Source organism: Nocardioides bigeumensis (assembly GCF_039531755.1).
GTDB classification, from domain to species: domain Bacteria; phylum Actinomycetota; class Actinomycetes; order Propionibacteriales; family Nocardioidaceae; genus Nocardioides; species Nocardioides bigeumensis.
The window spans coordinates 149,778-174,242 of sequence record NZ_BAAAQQ010000001.1 but is presented as its reverse complement, the minus strand read 5'-3'; the positions used below and the strand labels follow the sequence as shown (position 1 = coordinate 174,242).

Sequence of the window (24,465 nt, the reverse complement as noted above, 5' to 3'; positions counted from 1 at the left end):
GCCGAGCGTGGAGCTCGGCCCGTTGCCGCGGCGTACGTGCATTTCGATATGCCCGCGATAGGCGACCGCTCGTAGCATGAGGGCGCAATGGGGTGGACATGCGCGTGCTGATCGTGGAGGACGAGCCGTTCCTCGCCGAAGCCATCCGCGACGGCCTGCGTCTCGAGGCGATCGCTGCCGACATCGCCGGCGACGGCGACACCGCTCTGGAGCTGCTCGACGTCAACGCCTACGACATCGCGGTGCTCGACCGGGACGTGCCCGGGCCTGGTGGCGACGAGATCGCCCAGCACATCGTCGCCTCCGGCAGCGGCACGCCGATCCTCATGCTCACCGCGGCGGACCGGCTCGACGACAAGGCTTCCGGCTTCGAGCTCGGCGCCGACGACTACCTCACCAAGCCGTTCGAGCTGCGCGAGCTGGTGATGCGGTTGCGGGCGCTGGATCGCAGGCGGGGCCACAGCAGACCGCCGGTGCGGGAGATCGCGGGGCTCCGGGTGGATCCCTTTCGTCGCGAGGTGTTCCGGGACGGCAGGTACGTCGCGCTGACGCGCAAGCAGTTCGCCGTGCTCGAGGTGCTCGTCGCTGCCGAGGGCGGGGTGGTGAGCGCCGAGACCCTCCTCGAGAGAGCCTGGGACGAGAACGCCGACCCGTTCACGAACGCCGTGCGCATCACCGTGTCCGGTCTCCGCAAGCGACTCGGTGAGCCCTGGGTGATCGGCACCGTCCCCGGCGTCGGCTACCGGGTCGAGACCACCGCCGGCACTCGCGCCGGCACTCGCGCTGGCACTCGCAATGGCACCGGCAGCGGCAGCGGCACCGGCAGCGGGAGCGGGAGCGCAGGTGGATAGGCCGCCGGGGCTGAGCGTCCGTCTCAAGCTCACGCTCAGCTATGCCGCCGTCGTCATCGTGTCGGGCGCGATGCTGCTGGCCGTGGTGTGGGTGTTCCTGCTGCGCTACGTCCCCGACGCGACGTACGCCGGCGGCCCGGGCCCCTTCACGCCCAACCGCGGCGACCTGACCCGCGCTTTCACGCCGCGCGCGGTCCAGATGATGGCCTTCCTCGTGGTGTTCGGGCTCGCTGGCGGGTGGCTGCTCGCCGGCCGGATGCTCGCCCCGTTGGCGCGCATCAGCGATGCCACCGGCCTCGCCGCGAACGGGTCGCTCTCCCATCGCATCGCACTACCTGGCCGCAAGGACGAGCTCCGCGAGCTCGCCGACACCTTCGACACCATGCTTGCCCGGCTCGAGGCGCACGTGGCCGAGCAGCGTCGCTTCGCCGCCAACGCCTCCCACGAGCTGCGGACCCCGCTCGCGATCTCCCAGACGCTCCTGGAGGTCGCCCGCAACGACCCGGACCGGGACACCGACGAGCTCGTCGAGAGACTGCTCGCCGTCAACACCAGGGCGATCGACCTCACCGAGGCACTCCTGGTGCTGAGCCGGGCCGACCAGCGGTCGTTCACCCTCGAGCGCGTCGACCTGTCGCTGCTGGTCGAGGAGGCGACGGAGACGCTGCTGCCGCTCGCCGAGGCGCGCGGCCTCACCCTGCGGACCGGGGGGACCGTCGCGACGACCGTCGGCAACGGCGCCCTGCTGCTGCAGCTGGTCAGCAACCTCGTGCACAACGCGATCGTCCACAACCTCCCCGAGCGAGGCTGGGTCGAGGTCGTGACGACGACGGACAGAGGCGCGGTCGTGCTGGGCGTCGAGAACACCGGGACGACACTCACCGCCGAGACGCTGCCGACGCTCGTCGAGGCCTTCCAGCGCGGCAACGAGCGAGTCCACACCGACCACGCGGGCGTCGGCCTCGGCCTGGCGATCGTCAAGCGCATCGCGGAGGCCCATGACGGGGCACTCACGCTGACCGCCCGCGCCGCCGGCGGGCTGCACGTGTCGGTGCGCCTCCCCGCCGCGTTGGAACCAGCAGCCATTGCCTCGCCTTAACGTCCGGCAGGTTCGGGCTTAGCAGAGTTCACGAGAACGTCCTCTCACCACACCGGCACACCCACTCGTCACGCCATCCAGGCAGGGTGCCGGCCGAGCACGAGGAGGAGTCGTGAAGATCCGAACCATCGCCCTGGGCGCCGCTGCCGCGGTCGTCGTCGCAGGAGGGGCGGCGACCGCCACCTGGGTCGCGGTCGACGAAGGGGACGCGTCGGAGGCTGGACAGTGCTCCGGCGCGACCTACGCGCTCGAGGCCGAGCGCGAGGACGGCACCCTCGAGATCTCCTTCGAGCTGCAGACCGGCGAGCCCGGCCAGACCTGGGACGTAGAGGTGGCGCACGAGGGCGAGGTGCTCCTCTCCGGCGAGCGGGAGACCGACGCCGACGCCGAGATCGACGTCGACGTGCCTGCGCCGCGGGACAGCCAAGGCGAGTTCACCGCCACCGCGACGCCCACGGACGCCGGATCGGGGGAACCCTGCAGCGCGTCCATCACCACCAGCTGACCGACTGCTGCCCGCCGGCCGCATGCCGGGGGCGCACCACACCATGACACCCAAGGAGAGCATCACCATGAACTTCCGTCGCATCACCGCCACCACCGCCGTGGCCACCCTGGTGGCGGTCCCGACCGCCGTGCTCGTCGCCGCGCCCGCTCACGCGGACTCCGAGCGACAGGTCGCCTGCGCGGGTGGACGGCTCGAGCTCAGCATCGACCGCGAGGGCAACGGCTGGGAGGTCGACGCCGGAGTCGACAACGTCGCGGCCGGCCAGAAGTGGCGTCTCGTGGTCAAGCACGACGGCAACCGCGCCTTCAAGGGCGTGCGCACGACCGACAACGAGGGCGACGCGGACATCGACCGCTGGCGCAAGGACACCGCAGGCAAGGACACCTTCTCCGTCAAGGCGGTGCGTCTGTCAGACGGGACCACCTGCCGGGTCGGCGTCACCGTCGGCTGACGCCGACAGGTCGTCAGCAGCCCCGCCACGGCCAGCTAGGTGGTGGGGCCGAGCTCGACCACGACCCGGCCGCCGCCCGAGGGCGAACGCCCCACCACAAGACCGCCACCGGACTCGGTGGCGGTCTTGTGCGCGATGGCGAGGCCGAGGCCGGAGGAGTCCGCACCGCTGGCGCCGCGTCGTACGACGTCGACGCCATCGGGGAAGCCAGGACCGTCGTCGTCGACCGTGAGCACCAACCCACCAGAACGGCGCGCCGCGACGTGCACGGCGAGCGCGGCGCCCTCCGGGGTGTGCGTGAAGGCGTTGTCGAGCAGCACGTCGAGAAGGGCCTCGAGGTCGGCCCTGCTGGCCCGCACGCTGGCCTCGGGCACCTCGGCCTCGATCGTCAGCCTGCGGCCCTGGTCCTCGGCCAGCGGCGCCCAGAAGCGCGCCCGTCCCGTGAGGACGGCGACGCCCGGCGCGCCGACGACCAGTCCCTCCCGCTCGGAGCGACGCGCCTCGGTCACCACGTGGTCGACCATCACCTGCAGCCGGTCGAGGTCGTCCGACAGACGCGTGCGGTCGCCCTGGTCGGGGAGCGCGTCGATGCGCAGGCGCAGCGCGGTGATGGGTGTCCGCAGGCGGTGCGACAGGTCGGAGACGGCCTCGCGCTCCCGCTCGAGGAGCAGGTCGACCCGCTCCACCAACCGATTGAGCGTCGCGGCCAGGTCCTGGACCTCCGGGGGTCCGGACACAGGGACCGCTGCCGGTCGCCGGTCGTCGCCCAGTCGTTGCGACCACGACGCCAGCTTGCGGATCGGGTCCACGAACGACTGACCGAGGCGGTCGGCCATCAGCAGCGCGCCCACCAGCAGCACGAGACCGAGGCCGCCGAGCACGAGGAGGGCACGCAGCGTCGGTCCCGAGGACAGTCCCGGTTCGGGCACGACGATCCTGATCACCGGCGTGTCCGCCGGCGCCGCACTGCTGCCGCCGAGCGACACCGGCACCAGGATCTCGGCTCCACCGTCGGTGTCGTCCACGCGGGCCTGCCCGGTCTCCCTGGCGGTCTCGACCCTCGCGTCCTCACCGGGGTGCGGCCCGATGGCCTGTCCGTCGGGATACAGCACGGTGGTGAGGATCGGGTTGTCCTGGTTGATCTGGGCGATGAAGAGGTTCACCTCGCCGCGACCGTCGCCCGCCCCGGAGACCACGCTCTCGGTGGCCTGGACCTCCAGGGCAGCCGTGGCCAGCCGGTCCTCCAGCGCGTAGTCGCGCAGCAGCACGGCCATCGGCACCAGCATCGCCAGCAGCACCATGCCGACCGCGGCCGCGACCGTGACGATCAGGCTCCGCCTCATGCCCGCCGCCCCATGATCGGCTCAGCCCTCGGGAGGGGACAGGCGCACACCGACGCCGCGCACCGTGTGCAGGTAGCGGGGCTCCGCAGCGGTCTCGCCCAGCTTGCGGCGCAGCCACGACAGGTGCACGTCGACGGTCTTGTCCGAGCCGCCCCACGCCTGGTGCCAGACGTCGACGAGCAGCTCGCGCTTGGTGACCACCTCGTCGACGCTCTCGGCGAGCCGCACGAGCAGGTCGAACTCGCGCGGACTCAGGTCGAGGGTCGCGCCGTCGAGCGAGGCAGTCCGGGCCGCGGTGTCCAGCTCGAGGCCGCCCACCTCGAGGGCCCGGCGGCGAGACCGCGCCTCACCACCGGTACGCCGCATGACGGCGCGGATCCGGGCCTCGAGCTGCGCCGTCGTGTAGGGCTTCACCACGTAGTCGTCGGCGCCGGCGTCGAGACAGCCGATCAGCGAGGGGTCGTCGTCGCGCGCGCTGGCCACGATGACCGGCACCTGGCTCACCGCTCTCAGCATCGTGAGCACCTGCGTGCCGTCGACGTCGGGCAGGCCGAGGTCGAGGATGACCAGGTCGGGCTTGGTCTCGACGGCCATGGCCAGGCCGGCCATGCCGGTGGAGGCCGACGCGACGGCGTACCCCATCTCTCCGAGCGACCGCATGAGCAGCGGCCGGATCCGCGGGTCGTCCTCGACGATCAGCACCTGCGCCACGCGCCGACGCTATCCGGTGTGCGCGCCGACCCCGCCTTCCTTAGCCCGCCCTTAACCATCGCCTAACGCCGAGCACGACTCACCGTCACCACAATGGGGGCATGGAGGGCGGCCGGCGTGCGTGGGTGCTCGCCCTGGGCTGGCTCGTGGCGGCTGCCCTGGCCGTGACCATCGGTGTCGTGGCCGTGACGACGGTCGGTGCCAGCCTGCGTGACCGTGGCCCGTTGGGGGGTGAGGTGGCCGTCGACGGAGCGGGTCAGGACCAGCAGGGCTCCCAGCCCGTCGAGGTCGACCCGGGCGCCGAGCGGATCGAACGGACGATCCGCGACGAGTTCGGCGAGTTCGACGTCGCGTGCCAGGGCCTGTACGCGATCGGGCTCGACGCGCGGCCCGACGAGGCGGCCGGTTGGCGCGTCGTCAGCTATGAGGACGAGCTCGACGACGACATCGACGCCGTCTTCGCCAACCGGGGCCGATCCATCGAGATCGAGGTCTACTGCAACCGCGGCGAGCCCACCGTCGGCGACCTGGAGCGGAACACACTGCCCGATGCGGGATAGTGGCCCGCATGGGTAAGCAGGAGGACTTCGTCCTACGCGCTCTCGAGGAGCGCGACGTCCGGTTCGTGCGGCTGTGGTTCACCGACGTGCTGGGCTTCCTCAAGTCCGTGTCGGTCGCGCCGGCCGAGCTCGAGGGCGCCTTCGCCGAGGGCATCGGCTTCGACGGCTCGGCGATCGAGGGCTTCGCACGCGTCTACGAGGCCGACATGCTCGCCCACCCCGATCCGGCGACGTTCCAGATCCTGCCGTGGCGCGGGGAGGGTCCGTCGACGGCCCGCATGTTCTGCGACATCGTGATGCCCGACGGCAGCCCGTCGTACGCAGACCCGCGGTTCGTCCTCAAGCGGACGCTGGCCGCCGCGGCCGACAAGGGGTTCACCTTCTACACGCACCCCGAGATCGAGTTCTACCTCTTCAAGAACGCCCCCGAGGACGGCGCCGTCGGGGCCGACCCGGTCCCGGTCGACCGCAGCGGCTACTTCGACCACACCGCGCAGTCCAAGGGCACCGACTTCCGCCGCGAGGCGATCACCATGCTCGAGGCCATGGGGATCTCGGTCGAGTTCAGCCACCACGAGGGTGGGCCGGGCCAGCAGGAGATCGACCTCCGCTACGCGGACGCACTCACCACGGCCGACAACATCATGACCTTCCGCACGGTCGTGCGAGAGGTCGCGCTCGGCCAGGGGATCTGGGCGTCGTTCATGCCCAAGCCGTTCACCACCCACCCTGGCTCCGGCATGCACACCCACGTGTCGCTCTTCGAGGGTGACCGCAACGCCTTCTTCGAAGCGGGCGCGGAGTACCAGCTCTCCAAGGTAGGTCGGCAGTTCATCGCCGGGATCCTCACCCACGCCTCGGAGATCAGCTGCGTGACCAACCAGTGGGTCAACTCCTACAAGCGGCTGCTCGGCGGTGGCGAGGCGCCCTCCTACATCTGCTGGGGTCACAACAACCGTTCGGCGATGATCCGGGTGCCGATGTACAAGCCCAACAAGGGCCCGTCCACCCGCATCGAGCTGCGCACGATCGACGCGGCCTGCAACCCCTACCTCGCCTTCGCGGTGATCCTGGCCGCCGGCATGAAGGGCATCGACGAGGGCTACGACCTGCCCGCCGAGGCGGAGGACGACGTCTGGTCGCTCACCGAGCGGGAGCGCAAGGCGCTCGGCATCGAGCCGTTGCCGAAGAGCCTCTACGACGCCATCGCCATCGCCGAGAGCTCCGAGCTGCTCGCCGAGACGCTGGGCGAGCACGTCTTCGAGTACTTCCTGCGCAACAAGCGCCGGGAGTGGGAGGAGTACCGCATCCAGGTCTCCGCCTTCGAGCGGGACCGGATGCTTCCGGTCCTCTAGTCACGCCGCGAAACCTTTACCCGGCCGTCGCCGGAGCGCGAGTAGGTTGATGAGATGGGGAAGGCGCGCGGACCAGGCAACCGGTTGGTCTACAGCGAGGAACGCGCACGGCTCCTGCGTATCTCGATCCACGTCGTCCAAGGTCTGGCGGTGGTCATGGTGGCGCTGGCCGTGTGGTTCTTCGTGGTCAGCCTGCGCGACGACACCGAGGCCCGGGCCGCCGGCTTCCTCTTCGTGATGGTGCTGGTGATCGAGGCCGCGGTCCTGGTGACCATGACCGTGTGGACCTTGCGCAGGCTTCCCACCCGCAGCCGCGACGCGCGGGCGTGGTGCCTGACCACGGCGTGCCTGACACTGTTCGCCAGCATCCCGCTGCTGACCATCCCGTTCGGCATCGTCGTGGTCTTCGTCGGCATCTTCCTGCTCACGCTGGCGCTGAGGACCGATCCGCTGCCCGCGTGAGCAGTACCTTTAGCCGCGTGTCCCGCGTCGAGACTGCACCGCGCATCCTGGTGGTCGAGCACGAGGCCGACGCCCCGCCCGCCCTGCTCGGACGCTGGCTCGAGGAGGCCGGCGCCGAGCTCGTGGTCTGCCGCCCCTACGCCGGCGACGCGCTGCCCGACCCGACGGCGTACGACGCCGTGCTGGTCCTCGGTGGGGCGATGGGCGCCAACGACGACGACACGGTCGCGTGGATCGGTCCCACCAAAGGGCTGCTCGCCCGCGCCGTGCAGGAGCGGGTGCCGACACTAGGTCTGTGCCTGGGGCACCAGCTGCTGTCCGCGGCGCTCGGCGGACAGGTCAACGTGAATCCCGAAGGCCACCAGATCGGCCTCCACCGCATCGGTTGGACCGACGCGGCGTCGGACGACGCGTTGCTCGGGGAGCTGGCCCGCAACGGCACGAGCGAGGTCGGGCTGCACTGGAACTACGACGTCGTGGTCGAGCCGCCCGCCGGCAGCGTCGTCCTCGCACGGGCCGACCGTGGCGAGGTTCAGGCGCTCCGGCACACCCCTTGGGCGTGGGGACTTCAGTGGCACCCGGAGGTCGACCTTGCTGTCACCTCTGCGTGGGCCGAGGGTGACCACCAGAACATCGTCGAGCGCGGCATCGACCGCGAGGCGATGCTGGCTGCTGTCGGTGCCTCGGAGCACGAGCTCACGACGGCGTGGGAGCCGCTGGCGCGGGCCTTCCTCGCGGTCGTCGGCCAGCATGTGTCGTGACGCCCCGGTGAGCCCCGGTGAGCCCCAGTGAGCCCCGGTGAGCCCCGGTGAGCCCTCGATGAGTCCCCGGTGAGCAGAGAGGCGGCCGGCTCGAGCCGAGCGGCCCTGCTGGCGCTCGGCTTCCATGACATCGAGGCCGCCCGGAGGGACCTCGATCGGCTGGGGGCGACCGCTGAGCCGCTGCTCGCGATCCTGGGTCGGGCGGCCGATCCCGACCTGGCGGTGGCGTCGCTGGTGCGCATCACCGACCGGCTCCCCGACGACGAGGCCGGTGCGCTCCTCGACGCCCTCGTCGACGACGAGGGCACGGCGATGCGCCTCGTGGGCGTGCTCGGGGCGAGCCTGGCCCTCGGCGACCACCTGGTCCGGCACCCGTCGCACTGGCGTGAGCTGACCGACCCGGAGCTCGGGTCGACCCGGCCGGCGGCGTACGCCGTCCGTGCGGGTCTGCTGCGCGCGGTCGGTGCGGATCCCCAAGACCAGGCCCCGACCGCGACGAAGCCCGACGCCGAGGCGCTCGACGCGCTCCGTGTGGAGTACCGCCGGGTGCTGCTGCGCCTGGCTTCTCGCGACCTGGCCCACCACGTGGGCGTCGACGACGTGGCGGCCGAGCTCTCCGACCTCGCGGGCGGCACCCTCGACGCCGCGCTCGCCGTGGCCCGGCAGCGGGTCGGACCGACAGCGACCCAGGCTCGCCTCGCGGTGGTCGCCATGGGCAAGTGCGGTGGACACGAGCTCAACTACGTCTCCGACGTGGACGTGATCTTCGTGGCCGAGCCGGACCGCACCGACGACGACCGTGACGAGGCCGCGGCACTCCGCGCCGCCACGCAGCTGGCCGCCCACCTGGTGCGGGTCTGCAGCGAGCACACCGCGGAGGGCATGATCTGGGAGGTCGACGCCGCGCTGCGCCCGGAGGGCAAGGCCGGGCCGCTCGTGCGCACGATCGCCAGCCACCGCGGCTACTACGAGCGCTGGGCCAAGACGTGGGAGTTCCAGGCCCTCCTCAAGGCGCGGCCGGTCGCCGGCGACCTCGCCCTCGGGCAAGCGTTCGTCGACATGGTGTCGCGACACGTCTGGAGCGCGGCCGAGCGCGACGGGTTCGTCGGCGACGTCCAGGCGATGCGCCGCCGCGTCGTCGAGCACATCCCGTCGAAGGAGGCCGAGCGGCAGCTCAAGCTCGGCTCGGGGGGACTGAGGGACGTGGAGTTCGCGGTCCAGCTCCTGCAGCTCGTCCACGGGCGCGCCGACGAGACGCTGCGCAGCGGCGCGACGCTCAGCGCGCTGGCCGCGCTCACTCGCGGCGGCTACGTCGGGCGCGAGGACGGCGAGGCGATGGCCAGCGCCTATGCCTGGTTGCGCACCCTCGAGCACCGCATCCAGCTGTTCCGGCTCCGGCGCACGCACGTCGTGCCCGAGGACGAGGAGTCGTTGCGGCGGCTGGGTCGCTCGATGGGCTACGCCCGCGACCCCGTGGAGTCCCTGGAGCGGGAGTGGGCCCACCACCGGCGCGAGGTGCGCCGGCTGCACGAGAAGCTCTTCTACCGGCCGCTGCTCGCCGCGGTGGCCCGGATCCCCGGCGAGGAGGCTCGCCTGTCGACGCAGGAGGCGGAGTGGCGGCTGGCCGCGCTGGGCTATGCCGACCCGAAGGGTGCGCTGCGCCACCTCGAGGCGCTGACTGCCGGTGTCTCGCGCACCTCGCAGATCCAGAGGACCCTCCTGCCGGTCCTGCTCGAGTGGTTCGCCGACGCCCCCGATCCGGACGCCGGCCTCTTCGGGTTCCGCCGGATCAGCGACGCGCTGGGCCGGTCGCCGTGGTACCTCAAGATGCTCCGGGACGAGGGCCAGGTCGCCGAACGGCTCGCCCGCCTGCTCGCGACGTCGCGCTACGCCACCGACCTTCTCGAGCGCGAGCCGCAGGGAGTCAGGCTGCTCGGCGAGGACCTGCAGCCGCTGACCGCCGAGGCCCTGACCAGCGAGATGAGCTCGTCCGCGGCGCGCCAGGACGACCCGGAGGAAGCCGTGCGCTCGATCCGGGCGATCCGTCGTCGCGAGCTCTTCCGCATCGCGGCGGGCGACCTGCACCACCTCGTCGACGTGGCCGAGGTCGGCGCCGGACTGTCGCGCCTGACCGACGCGACGCTGCAGAGCACGCTCGACGTGGTGATGGGATCGGTGGCCGCCCAGCGTGGGCACGACGAGCCCCCCACACGGATGGCGATCGTCGCGATGGGCCGCTACGGCGGGTTCGAGCTGTCCTACGGCAGCGACGCCGACGTGATGTTCGTCCACGAGCCGGTCGAGGGGGCCGACCCCCAGGCCGCGACGAAGTACGCCCACGCCGTCGCCAACGAGCTGCGACGGCTGCTGGCCCTCCCCGGGACGGACCCGGCGCTGGAGGTGGACGCCGACCTCCGCCCCGAGGGCAAGCAGGGGCCGCTGGTGCGCACCCTCGACTCCTACGCCGCCTACTACGCCAAGTGGTCGCGGGTGTGGGAGTTCCAGGCCCTGCTGCGCGCCGACGCCGTCGTCGGCGACCCCGGGCTGCGGGAGCGCTTCACCGCGCTGATCGACCCGCTCCGCTACCCGGAGGGCGGCCTCGACGAGACCGATCTGGTCGAGATCCGTCGCATCAAGGCGCGGGTCGACACCGAGCGACTGCCGCGCGGCGCCGACCCGCACACCCACCTCAAGCTCGGCCGCGGTGGCCTCGCCGACATCGAGTGGACGGTGCAGGCCCTGCAGATGAAGTACGCCGCCCAGCATCCCGGGCTGCGCACGCCACGCACCCTCAGTGCTCTCGAGGCGGCGCGGGCCGCGGACGTCGTACGGCCCGGTGACGCGCTGGAGCTGGCCGCGGCGTGGCGGTTGGTGAGCCGGGTGCGCAACGCGGTGACCCTCGTGCGCGGACGACCGGGCGACAGCCTGCCGCGCGACGCGCGCGAGAAGGCCGCGGTCGCCAGCCTCCTGGGGTACGACGCCGGCGGCTCGGACGCGATGGTGAACGACTACCTGCGCACCACCCGGCATGCCCACGCCGTGGTCGAGCGCATCTTCTGGGGATGACCCGCCGTCCCACTCCCGCGCCCGCCACCCTCCGCCGGCACCAGGCGCTGGCGTTGGACGCCCTCGATCGGGCGTGGGCGGCGGGGCGGCGTCGGGCCTGGGTGGAGCTGCCTCCCGGGGCGGGCAAGACGCTGGTCGGACTGGAGACGGCCGCACGGCTGCTGGAGGACCGGGTCGAGCGCGTCGTCGTGCTGGGCCCGAACACCGCCATCCAGGGCCAGTGGGTGCAGCAGGGCCGGGACCTAGGGATGGCGCCGGGCACGGACCGGAGCCTGCACACCGAGGTCACGGTGCTGACCTATCAAGCGGTAGCGGTGTTCGATCCAGAGGCGGAGGCGTCCGACGCCGACCCGACGCCCGGTGCCCCGGATGCCCCGCTCACCGCCCGGTTGCACGAGAACGGCGCCACCCTGGTCCGGCGCCTGCGTGAGGCCGGGCCCCTCCTGCTGGTGCTGGACGAGTGTCACCACCTGCTCGAGGTGTGGGGGCGGCTGCTCGGTGAGCTGCTCGAGCAGATCCCTGATGCCTTCGTGCTCGGCCTGACGGCGACGCCCCCCGAGACGATGACTCCCGACCAGGCCGCGCTGGTCGCGGACCTGTTCGGCGGCGTCGTCTTCGAGGCGTCGATCCCCGCGGTGGTGCGGGAGGGCGACCTGGCCCCGTTCGCCGAGCTCGCCTGGCTGACCGAGCCGACCGCTGCCGAAGCCGACTGGCTGACCGGGGAGGCCACTCGGTTCCGAGAGCTCGTCGAGCAGCTGACGCGGGCCGAGTTCGGCTCCGTCCCCTTCTTGGGCTGGCTGGACGCCCGGTTCCTGTCCAGGGCCGCGCCCTGGTCGGAGCTGCTCCGCGCCGAGCCCGCGCTGTGCGCCGCCGCATTGCGGATGCACCACCACGGCCTGCTCGCGCTCCCGGCCGGAGCAGAGGCGGCCGCGGAGGCCGAGGAGCACCGGCGCGACCCGACGGCGGACGACTGGGTGCTCCTGGTGGGCGACTGGCTCACCGAGGGCCTGGCCCGCACCGGCGATCCGCGGGACGACGCCGTCGTGGCCGCCGTGCGCGAGGCGCTGCCTGCCGTCGGCTACGTCTGGACCCGGCGCGGCATCCGCCGCGGGCGGTCGCCCGTCGACCGGGTGCTGGCACGGTCGGTGTCCAAGACGGTCGCGACCGTCCAGATCGTCACGACCGAGCACCTCAACCTAGGCGACCGACTGCGGATGCTGGTCCTGTGCGACCACGAGCGGGCCAGCGCGACCCTGCCGATCGACCTGGACGGAGTGCTGGATCAGGAGGCCGGGTCGGCGCACGCGGTGCTGGCCGCGCTCGTGGCGGACGAGGTCACTGCTGTGCTGCGCCCCCTGCTGGTGACGGCCCGCACGGTCGCTGGTGCTCCGGACACGCTGCTGGCGCTCCGGGACAGCGCTCCCGAGCCCTCAGGCTTGGTACTGACTCCTCTGGACCCGCCCGTCGAGGGGCTCGCGGCGCTCACCGGGAGCTGGTCGAGCCGGGAGTGGGTCCGCGTCGTGACCGCCTTCTTCGAGGCCGGGCACTGCCAGGTGCTGGTGGGGACTCGTGGCCTGCTGGGTGAGGGCTGGGACGCGAAGCGGGTCACCGGGCTGGTCGACCTCACCGCGGTCACCACGTCGACCGCGGTCGTGCAGACCCGGGGACGCGCACTGCGGGTCGACCCCGCGTGGCCCGAGAAGGTCGCGCTGACCTGGTCGGTGGTGTGCGTGACCGATCGGCACCCCAAGGGCGCCAACGACTGGGACCGCCTGGTCCGCAAGCACGACGGCTACTTCGGCGTCGATGAGCGCGGCGACGTCGTGGACGGCGTCGCCCACCTCGACCCCGCGTTCTCGCCGTTCGCGCCCCCGCCCGTGACCGAGCTGGACGCCATCAACGCGCGCATGGTCGCGCGCAGCGAGGACCGGGACGCGATCCGCGCGGAGTGGCGCGTGGGGGAGCCGTACGCCGACCAGGTGGCGCGCACCCTGCGGCTGACCCCGCGCAGGGCCGGCTCGCTCGGCGATGCGCGGGCGCCTGCCGTCGTCGCTGCGCGACCGGACCGGCTCGACCTCCGGGAGCCGCGGCCGGGGTGGGCGGCCCGCACGTGGGGGTCGCTCGGACTGGCCTCCGTCGCGCTGGCCGGGGCGGTCCTGGCCGGCGGGCCGGTGGTCGCGCTGGTCGCACTCGCCCTCGCCGGGGCGGCGGTCGTCGGGGCTGCGCGGTCGAGCGAGGTCGCGCCGCACGGGCGCCGGATGCTCGCCGCGGCGGCCGAGCCCCCGAGCCTGCACCGGATCGCCTCGGCGGTCGCGGACGCCCTGCACGAGACGGGGCGGCTGCCGGTGGGCGCGGCCGCCGTGTCGGTGGAGGTCGAGCCGGACGGCGAGTACCGCTGCCTGCTGCGCGGGGCGTCCGAGGAGGAGACCCTGCTCTTCGCGAGCGCGCTGGGTGAGGCGACCGGTCCGCTGGTGCGGCCGCGGTACGTCGTTCCTCGGTGGGTCGTGATCGGCGCGCCGACCTGGTGGCGCAGCGTGTTGGCGGCGTACGGCCGAGTGAGCGCGGACGGCGAGGTGTGGCACCCGGTGCCGACCGTGCTGGGCGCGCACGCGGACCTCGCGGCGGCGTACTCGCGAGCCTGGGAGCACTGGGTCGGCGGGGGAGCGGCGGTGTGGACGGGCTCGCCCGAGGGAGCCGGGGTCCTGGCCGCTCAGCAGGGCAGCGACCCGTTCGACGTGGTCACGGTGATGCGGCGGCAGTGGACGTGACGGCTCTCCGTAGGTTGGTCACATGACTGCCGCTCACGGGAACGCCCCTCAACTGGCCACCGACCTCCTCGCCCTGCACCAAGCCCCCGAGATCCTCACCGTCGTCAACTGCTGGGACGTCGTCAGCGCCAAGGTCGCGGCCGGCACCGAGGGCACCCGCGCCCTGGCCACCGCGAGCCACTCGATCGCCGCGACCCTCGGCTATCCCGACGGTGAGCAGATCCCCGTCGAGGAGATGCTCGACATGTGCGGGCGCATCGCCGCCGCCGTCGACGTCCCTGTCAGCGCCGACCTCGAGGGCGGGTACGGCGACGCGCCGGAGACCATCCGCAAGGCGATCGGCCTCGGCATCGTGGGTGCCAACATCGAGGACCAGCTCAAGCCCCTGGCCGAGGCGGCGGCCCAGGTCGAGGCCATCATGGCCGTGGCCGAGCGCGAGGGGGTGCCCGACTTCGTCCTGAACGCCCGGACCGACGCATTCGTCATGGCCGGCGACCGCGATCCCGTCGAGGTGCTCGCGGACGCCATCGCCCGCGGCAAGGCCTACCTCGACGCCGGCGCGCCGGTCGTCTTCGTGCCGGGTCGCGTCGGCGAGGCGGAGGCCGCCGCGCTCATCGACGCCTTCGGCGCTCGGCGGCTCTCCCTGATCTGCACGCCGGTCAGTCTCACCCCGGCGCGGATGGCCGAGCTGGGCGTGGCGCGGGTGTCGTTCGGCCCGTTCGCCCAGCGCGTCGCGCTGACGGCGTACCAACAGCTCATCGAGGGCGCGCAGCGCGGGGAAGGCCTTCCCGGCGACGTGCGGCCGCTGAACTGAGGCGACATGGCTGAGCAGACCGACGACACCACCGCCAACCTCGGCGAGCGCTTCCAGGCCGCGCTGAAGAGCGCCGACGCCGTGGTGTCCTGGCGGCGAGAACCGCCTGCGGAGCATCTCGCCCGCCTCGCCGCGCATGCCGAGGAGACCGACCTCGGGTGGGACGGCTACGGCGAACGTGGGGCGGTGGCCGCCCTCGAGGAGCAGGTCGCCGAGCTGCTCGGCAAGCCCGCTGCCGTGCTGCTCCCCAGCGGCGTGATGGCGCAGCAGTCCGTGCTGCGCGTGCATTGCGACCGCGCCGGCTCGACCCGGGTCGCGTTGCCCGACCTGAGCCACCTCCTCCACCACGAGGCGGACGGTCCCCGCCTGGTGCACGGCCTGCGGCTCGAGTGGCTCACGACCGGGCGCGAGACACCGACGGCCGGGCACCTCGCCGACGTTCCGGGTCACCTCGGTGCGGTCCTCGTCGAGCTGCCGCTGCGCGATGCGGGCTGCCTGCTCCCGCCTTGGGACGACCTGGCGGCGCTGTCCGCGGCGGCACGCGAGCGCGGGGTCGCCCTGCACCTGGACGGCGCGCGGCTGTGGGAGTCGCAGCCGTCGTACGACCGGCCTCTGGCCGAGATCGCCGGGCTCTTCGACAGCGTCTACGTCTCGCTCTACAAGGGCCTCGGGGCGATGGCCGGCGCTGTGGTCGCCACCGACGACGACACGGCCGCAGAGCTGCGGCTGTGGCGCACCCGGATGGGCGGCACGCTGATGCGGCTCACGCCCTATGCGCTCGGCGGGCTGCTGGGGCTGCGCGACGAGCTGCCGAGGATGGGGGAGTACCTCGCCTGGGCGAGGCAGCTGGCGGCGGCTCTCGCTGGGAAGGGGATCACCGTCGAGCCGGAGGTCCCGCACGTGAACACCTACTTCATCCACGCGCCGCACCCCGCCGACGAGGTGAACGAACGGCTGCTGGCCGTGGCCGAGCGCGAAAGCGTGGTGCTCACCGGACCGTTCCGGCCGGCCGACGTGCCGGGGCACAGCGTCACCGAGGTGGCTCTCTACGGCGCAGCGGTCGAGCACGACGTCGACGTGGTGGCGGAGTGGTTCGCCACCGTCATCGACGGGGCGGTGGACTGACGTGGAGGAGCTGTCCATCGCCGAGGGCCTGCCGCGCATGCAGGCCCTCGCGTCGAGGCTGTGGCGTCCGAAGTCCCGGCACCACCCTGGACAGCTGGCGTGGAGCACGGCGTACGCCGTGCCCGAGGAGCTCGACCACGGTCCCGTCGCCTTCGTCATTGCCGACGGCGTCGACATCGGGTGGGCGTGGCAGGAGGAGCCCGGCTGGGTCGAGCTGTGCCTCGACGCGGACCACCCGGACTCCCATGCGGCCGGGCGCGAGCTGGTCGCCTGGGCCGCGGGGGCCGACCAGGTGGCCACGTCGGTCCTGGAGACCGAGTCGCACCTGATCGAGCCGCTCCGGGCCGCGGGGTTCGTGGCCGACTGGGAGACCCCGTGGTTCACCCACCACCACGCGGACCTGGCCTCGCTCGCCGAGCCGAGCCCCGCTGCGGGCTACACGCTCCGCCACGTCCGGCCCGACGAGGCCGACGCACGCTCTGCCTGCCACCGCGGGGCCTGGTCGCCCACGTCCAAGGTGAGCGAAGCGGCGTACTCACGGCTGATGGCGACGCCGCCGTACCGCCACGAGCTCGACTGGGTCGCGGTGGACGAGGACGACCGGATGGTCGCCTCGTGCCTGGTCTGGTACGACGCGGGGTCCGGTGCCGCGCTCGTCGAGCCGGTGGGCTGCGCGCCGAACCACCGACGTCAGGGGCTGGCCGGGGCGGTCTCGCTGGCCGCCCTGCAGGCCGCCCGGCGCCTCGGCGCGACCACGGGACTGGTGTGCCCGCGCGGCGATGACGGATATCCCGTGCCGGCGCGTGTCTATCGAGGGATCGGGTTCGAGCCGGGTCACCGCACGGTCACGCTGCAGCGGACGGTCCCTGGGGGCGGCTGAACCGACCGCTAGTCACAACGAGTCATGCGCGGATAGCCCGTTCGGCACGCGAGTAGCCGCAAACGAGTCATTCCAGGCCCCAACTGGTTCATTTGCACCGGAAACCCCATCGGCTGGGTAAAGGCCGCCAATACCTTCGTCTCACAGCGCCGACGGTCCTCATGGGGGGACCGGCCGGTGCAGGCAGGGCCATCGGGGGGCCGCCTGCGCGGTGTCCATTCTTCGGGCGCGCCACACAGAATCGGGGATCCCTCCAATGTCAGTTACTCGACCTTCCACGTCATCGCTCGCCGTCGTCGGCGGCGCAGCTCTCCTCCTTGCCCTCGGTGGCGTCGGCGGCGCCGTCGCCGCCGCCCAGGTCAGCGGCTCCGAGATCAAGGACCACTCCCTCACCAAGAAGGACCTCAAGAAGTCGGCGGTGACGTCGAGGATCATCAAGAACGGCACCGTCCGCAGGATCGACCTCGCAGGCGGCGTGCTCACCGGCATCACCGGCCCGGCCGGTGCGACGGGTGCCACCGGTGCCACCGGCGCGGCCGGCGCCAAGGGCGCCACGGGCCCCGCCGGCGCGAACGGTCTCGACGGCGCGAACGGTCTCGACGGCACGAACGGTGTCGACGGTGAGGACGGTGTCGACGGCACGAACGGTGTCGACGGTGAGGACGGTGTCGACGGCACGAACGGTGTCGACGGCGAGCAGGGCCCCCAGGGCGAGACCGGCGCTCAGGGCGAACAGGGTCCCCAGGGCGAGCAGGGTCCCCAGGGCGAGGCCGGTGCCCAGGGTCCTCAGGGCGACACCGGCCCCCAGGGTGCCCAGGGTCCTCAGGGTGAGCAGGGCCCCAAGGGTGACACCGGCGCCCAGGGCCCGGCCGGTGGCAACATCGCCGGCTCCACGGTCGTGTCCAACTCCGTCACCACGAGCGGCCCGGCGGTCGTCACCGCGACCTGCCCGAGCGGTTCGTTCGCCATCGGCGGCGGCGCCATCGCCGGCGGCAACAAGAGCATCGTCGGCGAGTACCCGTCCAACTCGACCGGCACCCCGCTGACGTCCGGGTCACTCTCGTCGTGGAGCGCCAGCTTCACCGGCGGCGGCGCCGCGACCACCCAGTCCGTCTACGTCGTCTGCGTCGTCACTCCCGCTCCCTGACCCCCCGGAGGAGCAAAGGCGGGCCCGTCACCTGGTGGTGGCGGGCCCGTCGCCCATTTCCAACCTCCACGCTTCGCGGCCCGCCGCGACCGGCGTCACGCCCCGCGTGTGCGGCGACGCAGGCGCCCGCGCAGCCAGTCCTCCTCGTGAGCAGGCAGGCAACGTGCCGCCAGCACCCGCTCGGCAGCGTCCACCTCGCCCATGAAGGCGCGGAAGGCGAGCGGAAGGGTGACGTCGTGGTCGGGCCGTCCCAAGACGACGATCGCGTCGTCGGGGCGCACGGTCCCGGGGGTCACCACCGCGAGGTAGGCGCCGGTGAGGCCGCGCTCGGTGAAGCGGCGCACCCACCCACGCTCGGCCATGTGGTGCCGGAAGGTCGCGCACGGGACCCGCGGACCGGTGACCTCGAGCACCACCTCGTCTCCCACCGACCACTGCTCGCCGATCAGGCCGTCGTCGACCGGGAGTCCGGACGTGGTGAGGTTCTCGCCGAACATCCCGTCAGGCAGCCGGCGCCCCAGCTGCTCGCCCCACCAGTCGAGCTCTTCCCGCGCGAAGGCATACACGGCTTGGCTGTCACCGCCGTGATGCTTGCGGCTGCCGATGAAGTCGCCTTCTACACCGCTGCCGAGGCCGCCGCGCTTCGGGCCGGGCGCGCGTACGAAGGCGTAAGGGACCGGTAGCTTGCCGATGCCCGTCTGCTTGGTCGGGCGGTCCGGGTTCGGCTCGGGACGGCCGGCGTTGACCGACAAGACGTGCGCCACGCCGCCACCCTACGGACGGCTGCCACTCCGCCGCCCGGGCAACTAGCCTCCGGGCATGTCGATCTCCCGTGCCGCCGGCCCGCGCGCCCGCTCGCTCGTCCTGACCGCCGCGGGGGTCGCGCTCGTGGCGACCGGAGGTGGCCTCGGCTACACCGTCGCCTCGGCCGCCGACCCCGCGCCCGTCACCGTGACCCGCCAGTCGCTCTCCGAGGTCGCGTCGCCCCCGGGAGCCAAGAACCGCACCCTGGGGCTCAGCAAGGTCGTGGTGATGCCCGGGAGCGTCCTCGCGCCGCACCACCACCCCGGCCAGCAGCTCGGCTACATCGCCGAGGGCGTGCTGACCTACACGGTCCAGACCGGCAAGGCCAAGCTGATGACCGGTCCGGGCGACGACGCCACCAAGCTCCAGACCATCAAGCCCGGCGACACCGTGAAGGTGAAGCCGGGCCAGTGGCTCGTCGAGGAGCAGGGCGAGGTCCACCACGCCGCCAACAACGGCACCGTGCCGGTCGTCATCTACCTCGCGACGCTCTTCAAGACCGGCGAGCCGGCGGCGATCCCCGACCGATGACGTCTCCCGTGGTCGAGCAGCGAGCCTGCGAGGTCCCCGGTGGTCGAGACCACGCCCCGAGCCGCGGCGTCCCCGGTGGTCGAGCAGGAGCCGCTAGCAACTATCACCAATCAGGACCAAAGACGTCGCCAAAATAGTGCGAATGCACCTGCAGATAGACTGTTCTGTGACCCTCGGTTGTCGGTGGTCACGTCTACCGTTGTTCGGGATGAGCTACTCCACGCCCACCCCGCGCCACCCGTTGGTGGAGTTCGCCGACGTCTTGGAGAAGGCGCTCGCGGAAGTCGTCGATGTCGACCCGGCCTACCTGTCCACTGAGCAGAAGTCAGATCTGCTGCGCCGGCTCACTCCGCTCGTCTCACAAGCCGAAGGCGTACGCCTCCGCGTCGTCGCAGCCTCCGAGGACGTCGCCGCCGAGCACGCCGACAAACGGGTCGCGGACTGGGTCGCCCGTCAGACCAGGTGCGACAAACGCGCCGCCCACGCCCAGCAGAGTCTCGCTGAAGCGTTGGACGGACGGTGGACTCGCATCGGCGGCGGTGTGACCTCGGGGCGGGTGCACCTCGACCAGGCCCGGGTGATCGTCAGGGCGCTCGACCAGCTCCCACCCCAGATCGGCCCCGAAGTCCGCCGTCTCGCCGAAGAACAGCTCCTGGTCTTCGCCGACGACTTCGGGCCGCGTGACCTGGTCAAGCTCGGCGAGCGGATCCTCGCCTATGTCGCACCCGAGGTCGCCGACGCCGAGGAGCTGAAGGCGTTGGAAGCGGCCGAACGCAGAGCCGAAACCAGGACGCGGTTGACCTACAAGACCAGACCCGACGGGTCCCTGGAGTACTCCGGGATCCTGCCCCCCGTCGAGGGCGCCATCCTCAAGACCGTCATCGACGCCAAGTCCTCACCCCGACGCCGCGACACCGCCGGCGGATGGACCGACCCAGCCACCGGACAACGCCTCACCGCCCACCAAGTCCGCGGCGAGGCGTTCCGCGACCTCATCGCCAACCTCGACCCCCAAGACCTCGGCCAGCACGGCGGCAAGCCCGTGTCGGTGTTCGTCACCATCACCCACCGAGAGCTCACCGAAGGCCTCGGCACCGCCCAGCTGTCCACCGCAGAGACCATCACCGCCGGCCACGCCCGCCGCCTCGCCTGCAATGCCGGGCTGATCCCCGCCGTGCTCGGCACGAAGTCCGAGGTCCTCGACCTCGGCCGCACCGCCAGACTCCACACGCCCGCCCAACGCAAAGCCCGCCTCCTCACCACGACCGAGTGCCAGATCGACGGCTGCACCGTCCCCGCCGCCTGGTGCGAGAGCCACCACCGAGATCCATGGGCAAACGGCGGGAAGACCAACCACAAAGACCACTGGTTCGCCTGCGCCTGGCACCACCACAAGATCCACGACCCCCGATACCAGACCACCTACCACCCCAACGGCACCATCACCCTGCACCGACGCACGTGAGTCAACGTCGTCTCGACGCTGCCTCAGCCGCGCAACAGCTTGTGAGTCCCGTCGCACCACGGGGACCGGCCGGTCTTGCCGCACCGGCAGATGGCGCTGACCGGCCTGGTCGTGCGGTGACGGGAGCCGTCGGCCGCCTCGACGAGGTGGTCGCCACGCAGCAGCAGCGGTCCGTCGGGGCAGACGACCACGTCGGGAGACTCGCGGCCTTGCTGGTGGCCAGGCGCAGCGCTCATGCGGCCCAGCCGTCCAGCAGCGCCTGCGCGAGCCTGTTCTCGAGGTCGACGCACGTGAACGCCCCGAAGAACACGTCGTCGACGAGCTCGGGGTGCTCAGCGACCACGGGTGCGCAGATCTGGCGCACGGCCAGCTGCTCGTGCACGGCGTCGGCCTCGATGTGCTCGTCGTAGTAGTACGCCATCTCCTCGGCGAGCCCCAGCCGTCGCAGACCCTGGGCCATCTGCCGGGCCGGCAGCGAGCTCGTCGCTTCGAACGCCGCCAGGAAGCCCATCGCCGCGCCGCGCCACCTGCGGTGCAGGCCCAGGAAGCTGAGTCCGTTGTTGAGCTCGAGCACCTCCACCGGCACGTCGTCGACGTACGCGCCGTACGCAGGATCGAGCCGGCAAGCCGCGAGACCCTGGGCGAACAGGTGGGAGTGCTGCTTGTCGGGGACGCCCGCGCCGTACTCGTCGTACTGCAGCTCGACGAGCGCGACCTTCGCCGCCCCCGAGATGCGGGGGATGGCCCACGTGGTGGGGTCCGCCTCCTTGAGCTGGTAGACCGACCGCGCACGCAGGACGTCGAGGGCCTGGTCACGCGTCGCGTTGCGCTGGACGAAGCGCGCCAGCGACGGACCGTCGATCCCCGCGATGTAGGCGAACAGCTGCTCGGCGAACGGCTCAGTGGACTCGGGCGCCACGTAGCGCTCTCGCAGCTCCGCCAGGAAGACACCCTCCAGCTGGTGCCGCAGCGTCAGCAGCGTCGGGTGCCACTCCAGATCGTCGTCGACGTCCTCGAAGCCGCCGTAGTGCAGCTCGTACAACGCCCAGAGGGCGATCTGCCGGTCCTCGTGGTCCGCGTCGGCGCCGGCGGGCAGGGCCACGTCGACCTCGCCCGACACCATCGCCTGAAACAGGCACTGGCTCAGCGATCCACGGGGTTTGGGTGTCAACACCTCTCAGAGGTACCCCGTGTCGTCGCCTGCGAGCCGGAACGACCGCAGCTCGCAGACCTGGATCGTCGCGCCGTGGCTGGGCGTCCCGGTCACCCTCGAAGAGGGCCGGTTCAGCACCGAGATGGAGTGGGGGCACCTGCGTCCGCGGACGCCACGAGGTGCTGGCGCCGACAGAGGTCACCGAGACATCACACCGTGTCACCTCGGGTCGCGAGCTGGGCGGCCCGGATCGTCACCACTTCGGCCGTCTCCACGTCGATGTGAAGCTGTGCGCCGCTCCCGGCTACCGCGCTGTTCAAGTCCTCTCGAAGGCTCCGGAACGCCAGCGACAGGTCCACGGAGTCATCGCGGGCGGCGATCTCGGCCCGCTCGAGAACCTCGTCCATGCTGATGAGCCACGCGGTCCACTCGGGCGTCAGGGCACCGTCCTCGGCCAGGCCGGGCAGCATCGACAGGATGCGCGCGTGGCGGACCACGTCGTCGTAGGGACTGGTCGGCTCCTGTCGGAGACCGTTTCTTCTCGTCATCGACGGATACCGATCCGAAGGAGCCGGCCTCGTCTCAGCTGCGCCGGCCAGCGGCGCGATGTGCCGGCACCCTGCGTCCCTGACGGCTCGCCGAGAGGCGCTTGGGCAGGGGGCGACAGCTCACGACGATCGCGGCGAGGATGGCGACGACGAGCAGGACGGTCAACATGCGGGACCGGTACCCGTGCCCGTGGCAACTAATACTTTTGTAGGTCCGACTCAGGTGCAGCGGCGACCTGGACCCACGCGGTCTCAGGCGCGGGGCAGGCGCAGCTCGAACCGGGTCGGCGCACCGGCACTGACGAGGGTCAGCTCACCGCCGGCGCTGCGCGCCATCCGCCGGGCAATGCTCAGGCCGAGCCCGGCACCAGACCCTCCTGAGTAGGTCTTGCCCGGCTCGAACAGGTCCTGCGTGTCGCCAGCCACTCCGGGGCCGTCGTCCTCGACGAGCAGCACCACGTCGCCCGACGTCGACGGAACGCTCCGGATGCTGATGTGCCGGTCGGCGAAGCGCACGGCGTTCTCGACGACCGGCGCCAGAGCACGCACGGCGATCCGCGCCGGAGCAGCGATCCGCTGGTCGTCGACCTCGACGTCGACCTCGAACTGCTCGAGCTGCTCGAGCGGCACGGTGTCGAGCACGGTGCTGACGACGTCGGCGATCGAGGAGGACGCCGCGTCCATCACGGTCGCCTCCGACCGGGCCACCTCGAGCAGGGTGGTGATGGTGGAGGCCATCCGTCGCGCAGCCATGTCGATCTCCTCCAACGTCTCGCGTTGCGAGTGCGTCAGGTCGCTCTGCATCAGCGCGAGCTCGGCGGAGCCCTGCAGGGCCGTGAGCGGCGTCCGGAGCTCGTGGGCGAGCTCGGAGGTGAGCCGCTGCTCGGACCTGATGGCGGCCGACACCTTGTCGAGCAGCCCATCGAGGGTTGCCGCCAGGCCGGTGATCTCGTTCGTGGGGGTGCCCATGGCGAACCGTCGGGACAGGTCGCGCTCGCTCCAGTCGGCGGCGGTCCTGGCCATCTCGGACACCGGCTGCAGGGCTCGTGTGGTGACCCACGCGGCGATCGTGGCTGCCGCGGCGGTCGCCAGCGCGCCGGTCAACAGGCTGACGATCAGCGTATACCTCTCGGCGTCCTCGTGCGGCGCCAGACGCTCGGACACCACGACGACGGCGTCGACACCGTCGTGGGCGGTGAAGGGCACGGCGACCAGCTTGGTGCGCAAGCTCCGCTCGCAGTACCGCGCCAAGGCGGTGCTCATCGGTGCTGCCGTGCTGCCGATCGTCGTCGTGGTGGTCCTGCACGGTCAGGCAAGGCCGCCGAAGGACACGCTCTTCGACCGGTTCGCCACCGTGAACGGCTTCGCGCTCGCCCTCCTGATCCTGGGCTTCGCCGCGCAGTGGGTCCTGCCGCTGCTCGCTGCCGTCGTGGCCGGCGACATCTTCGCCAGCGAGGACCAGCACGGCACCTGGAAGACCGTCCTGACGCGCTCCACCAGCCGAGGTGGTCTCTTCGCCGCCAAGGCGATGGCCGCCCTCGAGTTCGCCGTCCTCGTCCTGGTCGTGCTGGCGGCCGTCACGATCGCCTCGAGCCTGCTCGTCGTCGGGCACCAGCCCCTGATCGGGCTCTCCGGCCAGAGCATCCCTGCGGCCGAGGCGCTGCGGCTCACGGCCCTGAGCTGGGCGAGCATGCTGCCTCCGATGCTCGGGTTCACCTGCTTCGCGATCCTGCTCTCGGTGTGGTCCCGCAATCCCGCCGTCGGGATCGCCCCCCCGTCGTCATCGGCATGGTCATGCAACTGGTCGGGGCCCTCGGTGGGGTCGAACCCACCCGACCCTTCCTGCTCACGACGCCGTTCGAGGCCTGGCACGGCCTGCTCGCCGATCCCGGCTTCGCCGGAACGCTGAGGGACGGGCTGGTCACCAGCGTCGTCTGGTGCGCCGTGTGTCTCGGCGCCGCCTTCGTCCTGCTCCGCCGACGCGACATCACCGGGGGCTGACTGCCGTGCGCCGAACCATCCTCTCCCTCTTGGCCGCTCTCGTCGCGGTCTTCGCGCTCGGC

General features: G+C 72.0%; 24 protein-coding genes. 17 read left to right on the top strand and 7 right to left on the bottom strand.

From position 1 onward, the window contains the following. Window positions 1-98 precede the first annotated feature (98 nt). From ABD295_RS00880 to ABD295_RS00865, 4 genes are all read left to right on the top strand, one after another. Complete coding sequence (locus tag ABD295_RS00880; protein WP_344301608.1) at window positions 99-851, top strand: response regulator transcription factor; 753 nt, start codon at window positions 99-101, stop codon at window positions 849-851. After that, window positions 844-1,950, top strand: coding sequence for a sensor histidine kinase (locus ABD295_RS00875; protein WP_344301607.1), 1,107 nt, complete (start codon window positions 844-846; stop codon window positions 1,948-1,950). Before ABD295_RS00880 ends, ABD295_RS00875 begins: the two co-directional genes overlap by 8 nt. Window positions 1,951-2,062: 112 nt before the next feature. Beyond that, the gene (locus tag ABD295_RS00870; RefSeq protein WP_344301606.1) at window positions 2,063-2,455 is read left to right on the top strand and encodes a hypothetical protein; all 393 of its coding nucleotides are present in this window, start codon (window positions 2,063-2,065) and stop codon (window positions 2,453-2,455) included. A 67-nt stretch (window positions 2,456-2,522) separates the two neighbouring features. Continuing rightward, window positions 2,523-2,909, top strand: a complete 387-nt coding sequence (locus ABD295_RS00865; RefSeq protein WP_344301605.1) for a hypothetical protein — start codon at window positions 2,523-2,525, stop codon at window positions 2,907-2,909. A gap of 35 nt (window positions 2,910-2,944) precedes the next feature. Here the strand turns inward: ABD295_RS00865 and ABD295_RS00860 are convergent, their stop codons facing one another. Both ABD295_RS00860 and ABD295_RS00855 read right to left on the bottom strand, forming a co-directional pair. Then, the gene (locus tag ABD295_RS00860) at window positions 2,945-4,252 is read right to left on the bottom strand and encodes a sensor histidine kinase (RefSeq protein ID WP_344301604.1); all 1,308 of its coding nucleotides are present in this window, start codon (window positions 4,250-4,252) and stop codon (window positions 2,945-2,947) included. 21 nt (window positions 4,253-4,273) lie between these two features. Next, entirely contained in the window at window positions 4,274-4,963 is a 690-nt protein-coding gene (locus ABD295_RS00855; RefSeq protein WP_344301603.1) for a response regulator transcription factor, read from the bottom strand. 101 nt (window positions 4,964-5,064) lie between these two features. On the opposite strand from ABD295_RS00855, the gene ABD295_RS00850 reads away from it, so the two are divergent. The 10 genes from ABD295_RS00850 to ABD295_RS00805 all read left to right on the top strand — a co-directional run bounded on the left by ABD295_RS00850 (window position 5,065) and on the right by ABD295_RS00805 (window position 17,901). Next, window positions 5,065-5,523 (top strand): hypothetical protein, encoded by a 459-nt coding sequence (locus ABD295_RS00850; protein ID WP_344301602.1) that lies wholly within the window; start codon window positions 5,065-5,067, stop codon window positions 5,521-5,523. 8 nt (window positions 5,524-5,531) lie between these two features. Further along, window positions 5,532-6,878: a type I glutamate--ammonia ligase gene (gene glnA, locus ABD295_RS00845; protein ID WP_344301600.1), complete on the top strand. Its 1,347-nt coding sequence runs from the start codon at window positions 5,532-5,534 to the stop codon at window positions 6,876-6,878. Between the two features lie 54 nt (window positions 6,879-6,932). Beyond that, window positions 6,933-7,340 carry a hypothetical protein gene (locus tag ABD295_RS00840; RefSeq protein WP_344301599.1) on the top strand — a complete coding sequence of 136 codons (408 nt, stop codon included), beginning with the start codon at window positions 6,933-6,935 and terminating at the stop codon, window positions 7,338-7,340. Between the two features lie 17 nt (window positions 7,341-7,357). After that, window positions 7,358-8,101 (top strand): type 1 glutamine amidotransferase, encoded by a 744-nt coding sequence (locus ABD295_RS00835; RefSeq protein ID WP_344301598.1) that lies wholly within the window; start codon window positions 7,358-7,360, stop codon window positions 8,099-8,101. Between the two features lie 69 nt (window positions 8,102-8,170). Continuing rightward, window positions 8,171-11,167 carry a bifunctional [glutamine synthetase] adenylyltransferase/[glutamine synthetase]-adenylyl-L-tyrosine phosphorylase gene (locus ABD295_RS00830; RefSeq protein ID WP_344301597.1) on the top strand — a complete coding sequence of 999 codons (2,997 nt, stop codon included), beginning with the start codon at window positions 8,171-8,173 and terminating at the stop codon, window positions 11,165-11,167. Beyond that, complete coding sequence (locus ABD295_RS00825) at window positions 11,164-13,935, top strand: DEAD/DEAH box helicase family protein (protein ID WP_344301596.1); 2,772 nt, start codon at window positions 11,164-11,166, stop codon at window positions 13,933-13,935. The genes ABD295_RS00830 and ABD295_RS00825 overlap by 4 nt, the downstream gene beginning before the upstream one ends. Before the next feature lie 22 nt (window positions 13,936-13,957). Next, window positions 13,958-14,749: an isocitrate lyase/PEP mutase family protein gene (locus ABD295_RS00820; RefSeq protein ID WP_344301595.1), complete on the top strand. Its 792-nt coding sequence runs from the start codon at window positions 13,958-13,960 to the stop codon at window positions 14,747-14,749. A gap of 6 nt (window positions 14,750-14,755) precedes the next feature. Further along, window positions 14,756-15,874 carry a threonine aldolase family protein gene (locus tag ABD295_RS00815; protein ID WP_344301594.1) on the top strand — a complete coding sequence of 373 codons (1,119 nt, stop codon included), beginning with the start codon at window positions 14,756-14,758 and terminating at the stop codon, window positions 15,872-15,874. A gap of 1 nt (window position 15,875) precedes the next feature. Continuing rightward, window positions 15,876-16,754 carry a GNAT family N-acetyltransferase gene (locus ABD295_RS00810; RefSeq protein ID WP_344301593.1) on the top strand — a complete coding sequence of 293 codons (879 nt, stop codon included), beginning with the start codon at window positions 15,876-15,878 and terminating at the stop codon, window positions 16,752-16,754. A gap of 256 nt (window positions 16,755-17,010) precedes the next feature. Beyond that, complete coding sequence (locus tag ABD295_RS00805) at window positions 17,011-17,901, top strand: collagen-like domain-containing protein (RefSeq protein WP_344301591.1); 891 nt, start codon at window positions 17,011-17,013, stop codon at window positions 17,899-17,901. Window positions 17,902-17,996: 95 nt separating this feature from the next. On the opposite strand, the gene ABD295_RS00800 is transcribed toward ABD295_RS00805, so the two are convergent. Then, on the bottom strand, window positions 17,997-18,665 hold the full coding sequence (locus tag ABD295_RS00800; RefSeq protein WP_344301589.1) for an MOSC domain-containing protein: 669 nt from the start codon (window positions 18,663-18,665) through the stop codon (window positions 17,997-17,999). Window positions 18,666-18,720: 55 nt separating this feature from the next. Between ABD295_RS00800 and ABD295_RS00795 the strand changes: the two genes are divergently transcribed. Continuing rightward, the gene (locus ABD295_RS00795) at window positions 18,721-19,236 is read left to right on the top strand and encodes a cupin domain-containing protein (RefSeq protein WP_344301587.1); all 516 of its coding nucleotides are present in this window, start codon (window positions 18,721-18,723) and stop codon (window positions 19,234-19,236) included. A 208-nt stretch (window positions 19,237-19,444) separates the two neighbouring features. Continuing rightward, window positions 19,445-20,701, top strand: a complete 1,257-nt coding sequence (locus tag ABD295_RS00790; protein WP_344301585.1) for an HNH endonuclease signature motif containing protein — start codon at window positions 19,445-19,447, stop codon at window positions 20,699-20,701. 23 nt (window positions 20,702-20,724) lie between these two features. Here ABD295_RS00790 and ABD295_RS00785 read toward each other — a convergent pair whose 3' ends face one another. The 4 genes from ABD295_RS00785 to ABD295_RS00770 all read right to left on the bottom strand — a co-directional run bounded on the left by ABD295_RS00785 (window position 20,725) and on the right by ABD295_RS00770 (window position 23,608). Then, window positions 20,725-20,937, bottom strand: a complete 213-nt coding sequence (locus tag ABD295_RS00785; RefSeq protein WP_344301584.1) for a CDGSH iron-sulfur domain-containing protein — start codon at window positions 20,935-20,937, stop codon at window positions 20,725-20,727. Then, a complete protein-coding gene (locus tag ABD295_RS00780; protein ID WP_344301583.1) occupies window positions 20,934-21,824 on the bottom strand; it encodes an iron-containing redox enzyme family protein in 891 nt (296 codons plus the stop codon). Before ABD295_RS00780 ends, ABD295_RS00785 begins: the two co-directional genes overlap by 4 nt. A 239-nt stretch (window positions 21,825-22,063) precedes the next feature. Then, window positions 22,064-22,402 (bottom strand): hypothetical protein, encoded by a 339-nt coding sequence (locus tag ABD295_RS00775; protein WP_344301582.1) that lies wholly within the window; start codon window positions 22,400-22,402, stop codon window positions 22,064-22,066. A 252-nt stretch (window positions 22,403-22,654) separates the two neighbouring features. Beyond that, the gene (locus ABD295_RS00770; RefSeq protein ID WP_344301581.1) at window positions 22,655-23,608 is read right to left on the bottom strand and encodes a sensor histidine kinase; all 954 of its coding nucleotides are present in this window, start codon (window positions 23,606-23,608) and stop codon (window positions 22,655-22,657) included. On the opposite strand from ABD295_RS00770, the gene ABD295_RS00765 reads away from it, so the two are divergent. Further along, complete coding sequence (locus ABD295_RS00765) at window positions 23,598-24,311, top strand: ABC transporter permease (protein ID WP_344301580.1); 714 nt, start codon at window positions 23,598-23,600, stop codon at window positions 24,309-24,311. The genes ABD295_RS00770 and ABD295_RS00765 overlap by 11 nt on opposite strands. Window positions 24,312-24,465 lie beyond the last annotated feature (154 nt).

Coding starts and splice junctions, on each gene's coding strand:
- ABD295_RS00880 (WP_344301608.1), top strand. CDS start 99: ATGCGCGTGCTGATCGTGGAGGACGAGCCGTTCCTCGCCGAAGCCATC.
- ABD295_RS00865 (WP_344301605.1), top strand. CDS start 2,523: ATGAACTTCCGTCGCATCACCGCCACCACCGCCGTGGCCACCCTGGTG.
- ABD295_RS00860 (WP_344301604.1), bottom strand. CDS start 4,252: ATGAGGCGGAGCCTGATCGTCACGGTCGCGGCCGCGGTCGGCATGGTG.
- ABD295_RS00850 (WP_344301602.1), top strand. CDS start 5,065: ATGGAGGGCGGCCGGCGTGCGTGGGTGCTCGCCCTGGGCTGGCTCGTG.
- glnA (WP_344301600.1), top strand. CDS start 5,532: ATGGGTAAGCAGGAGGACTTCGTCCTACGCGCTCTCGAGGAGCGCGAC.
- ABD295_RS00840 (WP_344301599.1), top strand. CDS start 6,933: ATGGGGAAGGCGCGCGGACCAGGCAACCGGTTGGTCTACAGCGAGGAA.
- ABD295_RS00825 (WP_344301596.1), top strand. CDS start 11,164: ATGACCCGCCGTCCCACTCCCGCGCCCGCCACCCTCCGCCGGCACCAG.
- ABD295_RS00820 (WP_344301595.1), top strand. CDS start 13,958: ATGACTGCCGCTCACGGGAACGCCCCTCAACTGGCCACCGACCTCCTC.
- ABD295_RS00815 (WP_344301594.1), top strand. CDS start 14,756: ATGGCTGAGCAGACCGACGACACCACCGCCAACCTCGGCGAGCGCTTC.
- ABD295_RS00805 (WP_344301591.1), top strand. CDS start 17,011: ATGTCAGTTACTCGACCTTCCACGTCATCGCTCGCCGTCGTCGGCGGC.
- ABD295_RS00795 (WP_344301587.1), top strand. CDS start 18,721: ATGTCGATCTCCCGTGCCGCCGGCCCGCGCGCCCGCTCGCTCGTCCTG.
- ABD295_RS00790 (WP_344301585.1), top strand. CDS start 19,445: ATGAGCTACTCCACGCCCACCCCGCGCCACCCGTTGGTGGAGTTCGCC.
- ABD295_RS00785 (WP_344301584.1), bottom strand. CDS start 20,937: ATGAGCGCTGCGCCTGGCCACCAGCAAGGCCGCGAGTCTCCCGACGTG.
- ABD295_RS00780 (WP_344301583.1), bottom strand. CDS start 21,824: ATGGTGTCGGGCGAGGTCGACGTGGCCCTGCCCGCCGGCGCCGACGCG.
- ABD295_RS00775 (WP_344301582.1), bottom strand. CDS start 22,402: ATGACGAGAAGAAACGGTCTCCGACAGGAGCCGACCAGTCCCTACGAC.